A 12,587-nucleotide genomic window follows, 5' to 3' on the forward strand; every position below is an offset into this window, starting at 1 on the left:
AATCCTTAATAGAGCATCCTACAGTTGATTTTTCTCCTTTTTGCCTCGTTTAAGATTTACTTTATGAATAGCCTCTTATGGTATTATTTACCATTATTGTAATAAATTACAGCTTTGAGTGCTACAAAATTAGCATCTGCGTACCCCACAAAGAGGTTGCACCCAGATCCAAACTTATTTGCGGATCTGGGTTCAAAGTGTTTTTACTTGTAAATCATCTTCTACAGGTTTGCGATCGCAGGAGCTATACGGTTACTGAGAGCAATTGTTGCCATACAACCCTAACTAGCACGGCGATCGGATTGTGGATGAATTGATGTAATATTTTGCGGCTGCTCTGCTGAATCTTGATGTCTATGTAAAATGTGTTTGATAACTTTTTCTGTCTTATAAACTTCATCTTCAGCTTGAAGCTTTTTCTTAGCGCTATGCGACAAATTAGTAAAAATTGCCAAGGCAACAGTTACCATAGATATTGCTGCACCATAGGATAGTAAATTGCTATCATTATGTACCACTGCCACAAGAAACTGAACGGCTATTACAGCTATTACTGACTTAATTAGCTTTTCTTTAAGGTCATCTAGATTGCGAATTGACAACCAATTTGGAAGTTTTAAACCACCAATAAATAGCTCGTACAAGCCTAGACCGCAGATCAAAATTACAGTAGCTAAAAGCATGATATCTACTATCTCAATAAAGCTAATAGCAGTTTTGAAAAGAGTGACTTTGGGGACTTTTCCAACCGTGATGGTTTTACTCAAAAGTTCAAGAATAATAAACAAGGTTTGTTTCGCGCTATAGATCATCAATACCAATGCCGCTAAGACATTAGATAATGCAGGCAGAAACATGATATATCTTGCAGAAGCTAGTAGCTGACGCATGAAGAAATCTCCTCGATCGTTTTATGAAAAATACAAAGTTTTTGATTTTTCTCGGTCAAATGCAATTTGAAGTTCTACAGGTGTAATCAGTCCTAACTTGTAGTGCAACTGAGCTAGTGGCAAGTCTCAAAATCTCACAGCGCGATCCTGTATTCAAACGCTATCCGCCTGCCATGAAATACCCCCTTTCTAGCTCTTGATGTCAGAACAATTTTATCGACAGAGCCTCTATCACCACTAAAAAGTATCTAGATGTATATAGCGGGTCTAAACCAATTGTGAAAATATCGTCCATCTGTCTGTAACCTGCTAATTGTGCTTTCAAAAATGACAAATGACAAATGACAATCCTCACTCGTTGGTTCGCAACTCAAATAGACACGCTATACAATCAAAGGTTCTTTACACTGATTCCAGATTAAATCCAAGTAGGTGACAAACTTGGGGTAAAAAAGTGACGAATTTGTCAGCGATAAAAAATTTAATGATAGTCGTTAAACAGAGCCATCTGCTTATATAGCAGTTCTAAACGATCTGTAAAGCAGGCTTCTAGACTGCGGCAGGCTAGAAGCCTGCTCCACGTTCATGAATCAAATAGGATTGCTATAGATGTAAGAACGAGCATCAGAAGGGTGACAGGTTCCCTTCTCCAGCTACACGATTGACAAAGAATTCACAGATTAAAATTTCTCGCTCTATCGTTCGATCTCTACTTTAATTTTTGCTGACTCAGAGCGATCGCCTGATGGCGATAAATTACCAGAACGACTAAATAACCGAAAATAGAGCGAAACAAAAAATTCTTTTAACGGAAATAGGATGTAAGTTAAAGGGTTGATTGTCACGATAATATTACGGACATCGCGCTTAGCTAGGGCAATAATTTGTTTCGCGACGCGATCGCTATTCATGACTCCAATTGGATTTAAATTACTTTTGAATGGTCCCAAAATCAACTTGCGGATGACACAAGGAGCGTCTAACCGCCGTAAAGTAATTAAATCGCCTAAAGTTCGCTTGGAAAGCTCGTATAAGGGGCTAACAGCAGGACTAACTTCGGCTTCCGATGTGTTTATCCATACTTCTTTTGTGGCAATATCTTCGTTAGTACGGACTGTGGCGAGAAACATTTCCATCAGTCGCCAAGAGGAGAAAGTGTTAACCTGATAAGATTTGGCGATCGCATCTGGCGTTCTTTCGCCATGCACGTTAATGCCATGATTGAGGATTAAAATATCAACTTTTTCTAACAATTGGGATAATTCGGCTTCTTGCCCTACCTGCCACGATACAGTTTTAACTGCTAGGGTTTTACCGCCAACGCTTAGCGTCACGGGTTCGGATTGAGAACTCAGGGCAATGACTTTTGCCCCTGCTTGGTGGAGGTGTAATAATAGCGATCGCCCCAACGTTCCCGACGCACCAGTTACGGCAATTGTTTTTCCTTTCAGTGCCAATGCTGTACCCATAAGCTTATCCACCAAAGTAAAAGTACCGCAAAAATAGGCATCGTCATCATCAAAGTGATGTCGCCAGTGATAGGTACGATTCACAAACCAGCGTGCGGGAGGGGAAGTAAACGCACCAGGCATATGAGTTAAATCTGTAGCTTCCCTTGCCCATTCGCTACCACTACCACGGGCGATACAACTCACTAAAAACATCGTTGTATAGGCAGTTCCCGCCAAGGCTGCCCACTGATAGGTGGGTGTTTGCCAGTAGCAGAGATACCACGCACCGAAGGAAAGCAGTAGCATCACCAAGCATTCCGGCAAGTCATTATGCCACTGTGCTTTGCAATAAATGTCGGCACTCGCAAAAGTCAAGTCTCGGCGAAAGACGCGATGATGCCAGACGTGCTGCCGATATAAAAATGGGACTCGATGCGATAAGACGTGATACGCATCCCGCACGAGTTCTACCCAGAGGACAGATCCAACTATCCATGCCGTGCATGTCACAGCGGCAGCGAAAACGGACATCATAAATCTTTCCAACCCCTCACACTTGAGACTACAGATCGTTTCGTTTTTGCGACACCGATCCCCCCAACCCCCCTTAAAAAGGGGGACAAAGATTCGCGAAACGGCTTTGACGCTTTCGATCTCCCCAACCCCCCTTAAAAAGGGGGGCAAAGATTCGCGAAACGGCTTTGACGCTTTCGATCTCCCCAACCCCCTTTTTAATTAAAAAAGGGGGGCAAAGATTCGCGAAACGCATTGGCGCTTGAAGGCGCTCATAGGATTAGTTTAGACCAATAGCTCCAGCTAGCTACAGGTAAGCGCGATATTTGATGCGGCTTTACTCATTCTGGATGTCTGGTATCGGTGATGCAGACAGGGGCAAATTCGGAATTGCTAAAGCCAATTGATAGATTTCCTGGCGCGATAGAGAAGTCGCCTTTGCCAACTGACGGCTAGCCTGCGATCGCGATACTCCCGCTAAAATCAATTTTTGCAATTCTGCCTGAATTTCTGCTTCCGATAACTGGGGTTTCACCCATTCCATGCCTGCAACAACTAGGGTGTATTCTCCTTGGGGTTCTTTTTGCTGATAGTGGGCGATCGCCCCTTCAATTTGCCCCCGCCAAAATTCTTCGTGTAATTTTGTTAGTTCTCGCGCCAGCACAATCTGTCTTTCTGCCCCAAATACCGTGGCTAAATCTTGTAAAGTTTGACGCAAACGATGCGGAGCTTCGTATAAAATTATCGTGCGGGATTCTGTCTGCAAAAACTCTAAGCGATCGCGTCTGGGTTTGCCCTTAGCTGGTAAAAAACCCTCAAACACAAACCGATCCGTAGGTAAACCCGCCGCACTCAAAGCCGTAATTACAGCACTCGCGCCAGGAATCGGGACAACAGTTATCTCTGCCTCGACGCACGCTTGAACTAACTCATACCCAGGATCGGAAATTCCCGGCATTCCGGCATCTGTCACTAAAGCGATCGCTTTACCTGTTTGTAACCGATCGATAATTTCGGGAATGCGGCTGTTACGGTTGTGTTCGTGATAACTCAGTTGTGGTGTTTTAATTTGAAAATGGTGCAATAACTTCCCCGTGTGGCGAGTATCCTCCGCCGCGATCGCATCTACCGACTGCAAGATCCGCACTGCCCGAAAGCTGATATCTTCTAAATTACCAATTGGCGTTCCAACTACGTATAGCGTCCCTGGTTTTGGTTCAGTCACGATCTGAGTCTATTTACAGCTCTCTTTATTTTTTGCCTTTCTGACAGCCGTTTAAAGATATTTAACTAAAATTCTAACAGCCAGCAAATTTTTTCTAAAATTGACTCAGAAAGTTGTACGGTCTTGACAATCAATTTGCTCGGATGCCAAGACAGCGATCGCGTGTAGAAGGTCGCTGGCGCTACAGCATCAACATTTCTTAATCCGCAAGGAATCTAAAATCAGTCAACAGCGGCAGAGGATAGCATCTATCTCTTTAGATAGAGTTTTGCTAGGAGGACGTTATGAACACGATTGTTCAACGGCGACCGGAATTAGAAATTGCCAAAGTATGGAATCGATTTTGCGAGTGGGTAACAAGTACTGACAATCGAATTTACATTGGTTGGTTTGGCGTACTGATGATTCCCACCTTACTGACAGCTAGCATTTGTTTTATGCTTGCTTTTGCGATCGCCCCATCTGTGGATTTAGACGGCATTAGAGAGCCTGTTATCGGTTCGCTGATGGGTGGCAATAATTTGATTACAGCCGCAGTCATACCAACTTCAGCGGCGATCGCGCTGCATTTTTACCCGATCTGGGAAGCCGCATCTATGGATGAATGGCTTTATAACGGCGGTCCTTATCAACTAATCGTACTCCACTTTCTCATCGGCATATGGTGTTACTTGGGACGACTGTGGGAAGTGAGTTATCGCTTGGGTATGCGTCCTTGGACTGCTGTAGCTTTCTCTGCGCCAGCCGCCGCCGCCACAGCAGTATTGCTGGTCTATCCCATCGGTCAGGGTAGCTTTGCCGATGGACTCCCTTTGGGAATTGCTGGCACGTTCAATTTTATGTTGGCAGTCCAAGCAGACCACAACATTCTCATGCATCCTTTCCACATGTTAGGGGTAGCGGGAGTTTTTGGGGGCGCGCTTTTGAGTGCTTTGCACGGTTCTCTGGTAACTTCTACCCTCATCCGCCAAACTCAGGAGCATGAATCTGTCAATGCGGGATATAAATTAGGTCAGTCGCAGATGACTTATCACTACTTGGCAGGACACTATGGTTTTCTAGGACGGCTTTTAGTTCCTTGGTTTGCTAGTAGAAATCATCGCGCTTTTCACTTTCTCCTAGCTGCCTTACCTACAATAGGAATCTGGTTTGCCACGGCGGGAATTTGTAGCGTAGCGTTCAATTTAAATGGCTTTAACTTCAACCACTCGATTCTCGACAGTAGCGGTCGAGTTATCGGGACAGAAGCAGATCTGGTGAACCGTGCCAACTTGGGAATTCAGGCGATGCACGCAGTTAATACCCACCATTTTCCGAATATCATAGCTGGAGGTGGAATACAGCCCGTAAACATTGCGTCTATTCTATGAGTGCCAATTTAGAAACCAAAGACCAACAACATCCGTTGTACAGACGCGATCGCGCGATCGTCGATCGCCTGCAAACCGATCCCGTCAGCGATTACAATTTGGCAGAGCTAGCACGACTGCGAATTCGTTATCGCGGCTTCCCTGGAGCTAGAGACATCCAATCAGACCTAAACGCCGTCATGCAGAGATGGAATTTAACGGAAGCTACTTTATACGAAAAAACCCGTCAAATTCATGCTACTAGCTCCATTTACCAAAATGCAGTAAGAGACGAAGAAGACTGGAGCTGATTAGCCTTGATTTTACTTGTCCTGTTTTACGCTTTCCTTAAGTTTCAGCAACCATTGGGGAGTCTCTGAACGAGGGACGAGGAGCGAGGAGTGAGGAGCGAGGGCAAAGCTTCCTTGTCCCCCTTGTCCTCCTTGTCCCCCAACGACTGCCGACTCCCTCACGCTATCGAGCGTATTAGCGACTTGAACTTGCTGTTCTACCTGCTGTGTAGAAGAGACTAAACCACTCAAGCCTTCGATCAGTTCGCGAATGCTGTCCCGAAATGAAGGATCTCCCGTGAGTTCGTCCAAATCGGAGGTAATTTTCTGGGCGTTTTGAAATGTTACCCGCGCAGAATCTAAGGTTTGTTGTAGTGCCAAGACATTACTAGGACTATTTAGCGCTTTAGAAGCGTCGCGTAAATTAGTTGAAGCTTCAGCAGCATTGGCTGTAAGAGTTTCTAAATTTTCTATCAGCTGTCCTTGGGTAACGCGGTTAACGGTGGGTGTGAGAGTTTCGACGCTTGAACGGAGTTGTTTGCTTGTTTGGGTGAGATTGTCTAAAGTAGCGACGAGGGAAGTGCGATTTTCAGTGACGAGACGATTGAGATTAGCAATTAAATCGTTTGCTTGTTCTGCTGTCAATCGAACTTGGTTGGCTGTGGCTCCAAATTGACTGGCGGTTTTATTTGTCGTGGCTGTAATTCGATCGGCTGTAACTGCAAGGTTGTCTAGCTGCTGTCGTGTCGATTTGGTTAATGTCGTAAGTTCGCGAGTCAGTCGAGACACATCGGCGGCAACAATTGAAGTGTTTTCGATCGCCGCATTAATATTTTCATAGAGTTCTGGATTGCTGTAGACGCTAGCAAAGCGGGTAGTAAAGCGAATTAATTCGTCAGTGCTAACGCCAATTTCACCAGTGAGACGAGAACCGTTGCAGACAATCAAAGCGCGATCGCACTTGGGATCGAGCGCTCTAGCGGTCACTTGTTCTGTTGGAACTTCTTTTTGAGGCGTAATATCGACGCTTACTTCACCTAAAAACCCCGATTGGTTAGCTTCGATGATTGCATCGCGGGCAATCACAACGTTGGCTGGAGAAACCTCTACAGTCACTTCTACTCCATTAACTCGCGGACGAATACTGGCAATCCTACCAACTGTTACCCCCCGATATCTTACCGCTGCTCCTTCTAGTAAACCGTTGACTCTGGGAAATTCAACTGTAAAGCTGTAGCTTCTCTCACCTACAGTTAAGCCTCTAATCCATAGGAAGACGGCAATAAATATTCCCATTCCTAGCAATAACAATAAACCCACCGAACCTTCTCTAACTGCACGCGATCGCATCGTTTTCTCCTCGATTCACTGACTCAGGCGCACTGTAGCACCCCTGCTAACCAATTACCTGAATTGGTCCTTCTACTTTGCCACTGAAAAACTGTCGCACCATTGGATGATCTGTCTTGTTGATATCGTCCACCGTTCCCTCCCACTGCAATTTACCTTGATAGAGAAAAATAATGCGATCGGCTGTACGGCGGATGGTACTGTCTTGATGGGTGACGATCGCGTAGGTGTTACAAACTCCTGTCAAGCATTGCAACTGACGAATCAAATCTTCAATCACAGTCGAAGCAATTGGATCGAGTCCCGCCGTCGGTTCGTCATAGAGTAAAACCTCCGATCGATCTTTGGAGTTGTCGGGGTTAGAAATAATCGCGCGGGCAAAACTCACCCGCTTGCGCATTCCTCCCGATAACTCTGCCGGATAGCGATCGCCAATTCCTGGTAAACCCACCATCTCTAAGCTGCGGTTGACTAATTCTCGAATCCGCTGGCGCGATAGTCGGCTGTGTTGGTATAAGAAAAAGCCGACATTTTCTTCTACCGTCAGCGAGTCAAACAAAGCCGCTTGTTGAAACACCATCCCAATCCCGATTGGGTCTGCCTTATCTTCAATCAAGCCTTCTCGCATCTGTCCTTTGACGTAAATTTCTCCCTCATCAGGAGCCAATAATCCTGCTATCAGTCGGAGAATTGTCGATTTTCCCGTACCGGAAGGACCAATGATGGCTAAAGCTTCTCCCTTATAGATCGTCAGATCGACTCGATCTAAAACCAGGTTGCTACCAAATGATTTACTTACACCTTTGAGTTCGATTATTGGCTCAGCCATCAGCAGATTGTGAAGTTATAGCGGCTAGTTTCACTGTTCGGTTGTACTTCCACAGTTTAGTCCATTACCTCACTCGTAGCAGTTTTAGCATTTTGCTATTCTTCAATCTATTTTGGCTTATTTTAATTAAACCCTTTATGACAATCCAAGTGTACCCGCCTATTTGTCTAGGCGATCGCGGTCTTTGTTATACCATTTCGTTAGTAGGCTGACTTCGATCGAGCAGCAAGAGAGATTTACTATACGGCTATTTGTAAATTTTTGTTGCTAATATTGTCAGCTTGCTAAGCAATTTTGTTTATTCTTTAATCTTTTCTAAGATAGTCTTCGCTTGTTCTAATAAAAATCTACAGCGCTTCAGTGCAAATATCTCCTCACGTTGTATTCTCCATTTTGTAACAAAGGTATTTACTTGATTAACTATGAGTATAAATCCTGGAACTCCTACAACTGCATCGAAAAATAAAGTACCGCCAAAAGCTTGTATAAAGTTACCAAATATTGCAAATGCTAAGACAACAGAAACTAGAGATGATATTGGCACAAATGAAATATAAACTTCACCTTGTGCTTGCCTTTCGTCTATCAACCCTCTTATTTCTGCTAAAACGAAATCTAAAGTTGAAATATGAGCGATCGAGCATAGTTCATTAATTACTACTAAATCATCTGTAGCCCTCTGCTTATTTCTTGTTAAAAATCTGTGAACCAGTTCCGATTTATTATCTCTTTGTGTTTTTCGTTTAAAGCCCCTACATAATTTAAAAAGCCAAAGAGAAGCCCACGCTACCGACCAAATCAACACATACCATGCTTTGTTTTGTTCGTTAATCAATATGTTGTAATAGCTAAATTCTAGTTCTACTAGTATTAAAGATAAAAGAATTATAAAAAATACTTTTTCCCAACGGGTTTCACCTACTATTAATTTCCATATTCTACAAAAGAAATTCCATAACTGTTTGCAAAATTTAATATTTTCTTGAGTTTGCTTTGAGTGTAAAATATCAAATAATATCTCGTAGCGGCTGATTAAGAGATCGTATACAAATAATGATTCTTGTTTTATTCTATCGATTTCAAGTTCTAAGTTTTTTCTATCAATTTCAAACTCTAGTTTTCGATTGTCCATAAACTCACTCCGAATAAAGTTCATATTCACAAAACTAGTTTTTGCTAGAATATGGTGTTCTGTAGAGCGCTTATATGACTAAAGCTGAAATTTTGCACCTGCTGCAATGCCCGCCTGCGAATACAATTCACAGGCTGATAGCAAAAACCCATTTCAATGGGTTAAAGTCTGTCTGCTAGTCTACTTTAGTGGACTTCAGCTATCAGCCATGAACTTAAGTTCATGACGAGTCTCATCTATAATGCTGCAAGCTTTAAATCAAGAATACATATGGTTAAAATGCTTCGTCCTTTTAGTTAGGGAAAATTAGAATTAACTCTTATTTGCTCCATAAGCAGTAGAACCATTTGAAAATAGCCGACCGCTATAGTATATCGAAGTAATACAGGTTAACAAATGAGCGATCGCGACGTAGATGTCATTGTCATTGGTAGCGGTATAGGTGGCTTGACTACCGCTGCTTTATTATCTCGTTATGGCAAAAGAGTCACAGTCTGTGAAAGTCATACCATAGCTGGGGGTGCAGCCCATAGTTTTTCTCGCCAGGGATTTCATTTCGATTCTGGTCCCTCCTTCTACTGCGGTTTAAACGACTCCCACAGCCGCAACCCCCTGCGTCAAGTCTTAAATGTTTTAGAAGAAACTCTCCCAGCCATACCTTACGATCCTTTGGGACATTATCATTTTCCTGAAGGAACTTTACCTGTATACAGCCAACAGGAACGCTACCTAGAAGCAGTAAGGCAATTTACCCCTCAAGGATCGAAAGAATTAGAGCGATTTATTCAGCGCTTGCTACCCCTGTACGACACTTTACAGGGCATTCCCACAATATTATTACGGGCTGATTGGCAACTGATACCCGTTCTCATGGGGCGTTGCTTGCCCTCATTAGTCAAAATGTTACCCCATTTGGGTTTAGTCCAAAGCTCGGTGGGACAAGTCATGGATCGGGAAGTTAGCGATCGCTGGGTGAGGCGACTGATTGACTTAGAATGTTTCCTACTATCGGGTTTAAAAGCACATGGAACGATCGCCCCAGAAGTTGCTTTTATGTTAGGCGAACGCTCTCGTGCTGGGGTAGAGTATCCAATTGGGGGTAGTGGGGCGATCGTCGATGCTTTAGTACGCGGGTTAAAACGTTGGGGTGGCGAGTTGCGCTTGGGCTGTCATGTCGAACAAATTTTGGTAGAGTCTGGTAGAGTTACAGGCGTGCGCTTGCGAAAGGGAGAAATCCTTCATGCACCAATTGTTATATCCAACGCTTCAATTTGGGATACCTACGGTAAATTATTACAGCCAGAAGATTTACCCGCATCCTATCGACAAACAGCGTTAGCCACCCCAGCAGTAGATAGTTTCATGCACTTGCATTTGGGGATTCAAGCTGAGGGATTGGACAATTTAACCGGACATCATGTTGTCGTCCACGATGCAGAAAGCGACATCACGACTCCTGGTAATACCTGCATGATCTCCATTCCTTCAGTGTGGGATGATTCTCTTGCACCCCCAGGACATCATGTGGTTCACGCCTATACTTTAGAATCACACGAACATTGGCAGCGAGATAATAGCTATCAAGAACGCAAAAAAGAGCGATCGCAATCTTTGTATCGTGCTTTAGAACGAGTTATTCCAGATATTAGACAAAGAATTGTCTTAGAACTGATCGGTACGCCGTTGACTCACGCGCATTATTTACGACGCTACCAGGGAACTTATGGAGCAGCGATCGCGGCTGGTAAGGGTATGTTTCCCAGTACTCACACTCCGATTTCGGGATTATATCGCGTTGGTGATAGTACCACGCCTGGAATTGGCGTGCCAGCTGTTGCCGCTTCGGGAATTTTGTGTGCCAATACTCTAGTTCAACCGCAGCAGACAGCAGAATTGCTGAATATTCAGTAACTAAAAATACTGCGATCGCAGGCAGTTACAAAACTAATTCTTGCGCAAAGCAGTAGTTACAAAACTCATTATTATTACAAATCGAACTGTCATCGTAAATACACTCTTCGGCTGTTATTCGCCATATTTTGAGTCATGTCGCAAAAATTACGCTGCAACTAGTATTTATTTGCTCTGATACAGTTTTGCAGCGCAAATGATGTATAAACTACATCTTTTCGCCATTTTTTGTGCAGCCAAATAATTGAGGATTGGACGTGAGAAGAAGAGACTTTATCACGAGAATTGCTGCGTCTGCTGGTACTACTTATGTAGTTATGCAAGCTTTGGATTTGATCGAAAAACCAGCAACAGCACAAAAATCCCCGTTTCAACTTCAACGTCGAGGAGGTAATAAGCGTATTATCATTCTCGGTGCTGGGTTAGGTGGCATGACTTGCGCTTATGAATTGAGCAAAGTCGGCTACCAATGCAAAATTTTAGAAGCCAGAGAACGTTCAGGGGGTCGTTGCTGGACAGTTCGCACAGGAGATAAATTCACCGATACTTTAGGTCAGACACAGACCATCGGATTCGATCGCGGACAATATTTTAACCCCGGTCCCGCTCGGATTCCCTACCATCACGTCACGATTGACTATTGCAAAGAACTGGGTGTTCCGTTAGAAGTCATAGTCAACCTCAGCCGCCAGCAATATATTTACCGCGAAAACGCAGGATCGCTATCCGGTCGCAAGGTTCATTTTCGCGAGGCGATCGCCGATATGCGGGGATACATTTCCGAACTCTTAGCGAAGGCAATTAGTAAAGATGCAGTTGATGCACCTCTAACTGTGGAAGATAAGGAGAAAATGATCGAATTTCTCCGCACTTATGGCGGTTTAAACCCAGATTTATTTTACAAAGGTTCCAGCCGACGCGGTTACTCTACGTATCAAGGAGCGGGCGATGCGCCTGGAGTCGTTGATGACCCTTACGACTTGAGTGCGTTGTTGGAATTGGGATTTGCAGGAGACGAATCTTTTGAATTTGGCTTCAACCAGCAAATGACGATGTTTGAGCCTGTAGGAGGAATGGATGCGATCGCCAAAGCTTTTGAAAAGCAGGTAGGGAGATTCATTACTTATGGCGCAGTGGTGACAGAAATTCGCAAGACTCCCGATGGCGTGCAAATTTTGTACAAAGATAAATCGGGTAACGTCAAGCAAGAAACAGCCGACTACTGTATCTGTAACATTCCTCTATCAGTACTAAAAGATATTCCCTCTGATTTCGCTCCCGATATGAAAGAAGCGATCGCCAGCGTGGAATATGCCGTTACGGGTAAAAGTGCGTTACAGTTCAACCGCCGTTTTTGGGAAGATGACGAAGACATCTTCGGTGGTATCACTCAAACTGACCAGGATATCGACCAGATCTGGTATCCCTCAACGGGATATCTGTCTCAAAAAGGCATAGTTTTGGGCTACTACAATTTCGGTTCAACAGCAGAGACAGTCGGAACCCTCGCCCCCGCAGACCGCGTAGCTTTAGCATTGGAACAAGGGAGTAAGATTCACCCGCAATATACTAACCAGAGCATAGAATAGTGAACAGTTTTAGGTTGCGGCGTAAGCAACATGTTTCTCACGAAAAAAGTTTTGCACA

The 12,587-nt window shown here is 44.0% G+C and carries 10 protein-coding genes; 4 read left to right on the forward strand and 6 right to left on the reverse strand.

Annotated elements, in window-relative coordinates:
- Positions 1-281 precede the first annotated feature (281 nt).
- The 3 genes from DSM107010_RS34035 to rsmI form a co-directional block, all read right to left on the reverse strand.
- Positions 282-890, reverse strand: coding sequence for a YqhA family protein (locus tag DSM107010_RS34035; RefSeq protein WP_015152758.1), 609 nt, complete (start codon positions 888-890; stop codon positions 282-284).
- 695 nt (positions 891-1,585) lie between these two features.
- Positions 1,586-2,875 (reverse strand): bifunctional sterol desaturase/short chain dehydrogenase, encoded by a 1,290-nt coding sequence (locus DSM107010_RS34040; RefSeq protein ID WP_106169399.1) that lies wholly within the window; start codon positions 2,873-2,875, stop codon positions 1,586-1,588.
- Between the two features lie 316 nt (positions 2,876-3,191).
- Positions 3,192-4,082, reverse strand: a complete 891-nt coding sequence (rsmI, locus tag DSM107010_RS34045; protein ID WP_041462338.1) for a 16S rRNA (cytidine(1402)-2'-O)-methyltransferase — start codon at positions 4,080-4,082, stop codon at positions 3,192-3,194.
- A gap of 281 nt (positions 4,083-4,363) precedes the next feature.
- Between rsmI and DSM107010_RS34050 the strand changes: the two genes are divergently transcribed.
- Both DSM107010_RS34050 and DSM107010_RS34055 read left to right on the forward strand, forming a co-directional pair.
- The gene (locus tag DSM107010_RS34050) at positions 4,364-5,449 is read left to right on the forward strand and encodes a photosynthetic reaction center family protein (protein ID WP_015152761.1); all 1,086 of its coding nucleotides are present in this window, start codon (positions 4,364-4,366) and stop codon (positions 5,447-5,449) included.
- Positions 5,446-5,739: a DUF3288 family protein gene (locus DSM107010_RS34055; protein ID WP_015152762.1), complete on the forward strand. Its 294-nt coding sequence runs from the start codon at positions 5,446-5,448 to the stop codon at positions 5,737-5,739. The genes DSM107010_RS34050 and DSM107010_RS34055 overlap by 4 nt, the downstream gene beginning before the upstream one ends.
- Before the next feature lie 12 nt (positions 5,740-5,751).
- On the opposite strand, the gene DSM107010_RS34060 is transcribed toward DSM107010_RS34055, so the two are convergent.
- The 3 genes from DSM107010_RS34060 to DSM107010_RS34070 all read right to left on the reverse strand — a co-directional run bounded on the left by DSM107010_RS34060 (position 5,752) and on the right by DSM107010_RS34070 (position 9,029).
- Positions 5,752-7,068 carry an MlaD family protein gene (locus DSM107010_RS34060; protein WP_127025100.1) on the reverse strand — a complete coding sequence of 439 codons (1,317 nt, stop codon included), beginning with the start codon at positions 7,066-7,068 and terminating at the stop codon, positions 5,752-5,754.
- A 46-nt stretch (positions 7,069-7,114) separates the two neighbouring features.
- The gene (locus tag DSM107010_RS34065) at positions 7,115-7,897 is read right to left on the reverse strand and encodes an ABC transporter ATP-binding protein (RefSeq protein ID WP_106170722.1); all 783 of its coding nucleotides are present in this window, start codon (positions 7,895-7,897) and stop codon (positions 7,115-7,117) included.
- Positions 7,898-8,195: 298 nt separating this feature from the next.
- On the reverse strand, positions 8,196-9,029 hold the full coding sequence (locus DSM107010_RS34070; protein WP_127025103.1) for a hypothetical protein: 834 nt from the start codon (positions 9,027-9,029) through the stop codon (positions 8,196-8,198).
- 396 nt (positions 9,030-9,425) lie between these two features.
- Here DSM107010_RS34070 and DSM107010_RS34075 point away from each other — a divergent pair, with 396 nt between their 5' ends.
- Positions 9,426-10,940: a phytoene desaturase family protein gene (locus DSM107010_RS34075; protein ID WP_127025106.1), complete on the forward strand. Its 1,515-nt coding sequence runs from the start codon at positions 9,426-9,428 to the stop codon at positions 10,938-10,940.
- Positions 10,941-11,197: 257 nt separating this feature from the next.
- Positions 11,198-12,529: a flavin monoamine oxidase family protein gene (locus DSM107010_RS34080; RefSeq protein WP_241994449.1), complete on the forward strand. Its 1,332-nt coding sequence runs from the start codon at positions 11,198-11,200 to the stop codon at positions 12,527-12,529.
- The last annotated feature ends 58 nt before the right edge of the window (positions 12,530-12,587 follow it).

Source organism: Chroococcidiopsis cubana SAG 39.79, assembly GCF_003991895.1.
In the GTDB taxonomy this organism is placed as follows: Bacteria; Cyanobacteriota; Cyanobacteriia; order Cyanobacteriales; family Chroococcidiopsidaceae; genus Chroococcidiopsis; species Chroococcidiopsis thermalis.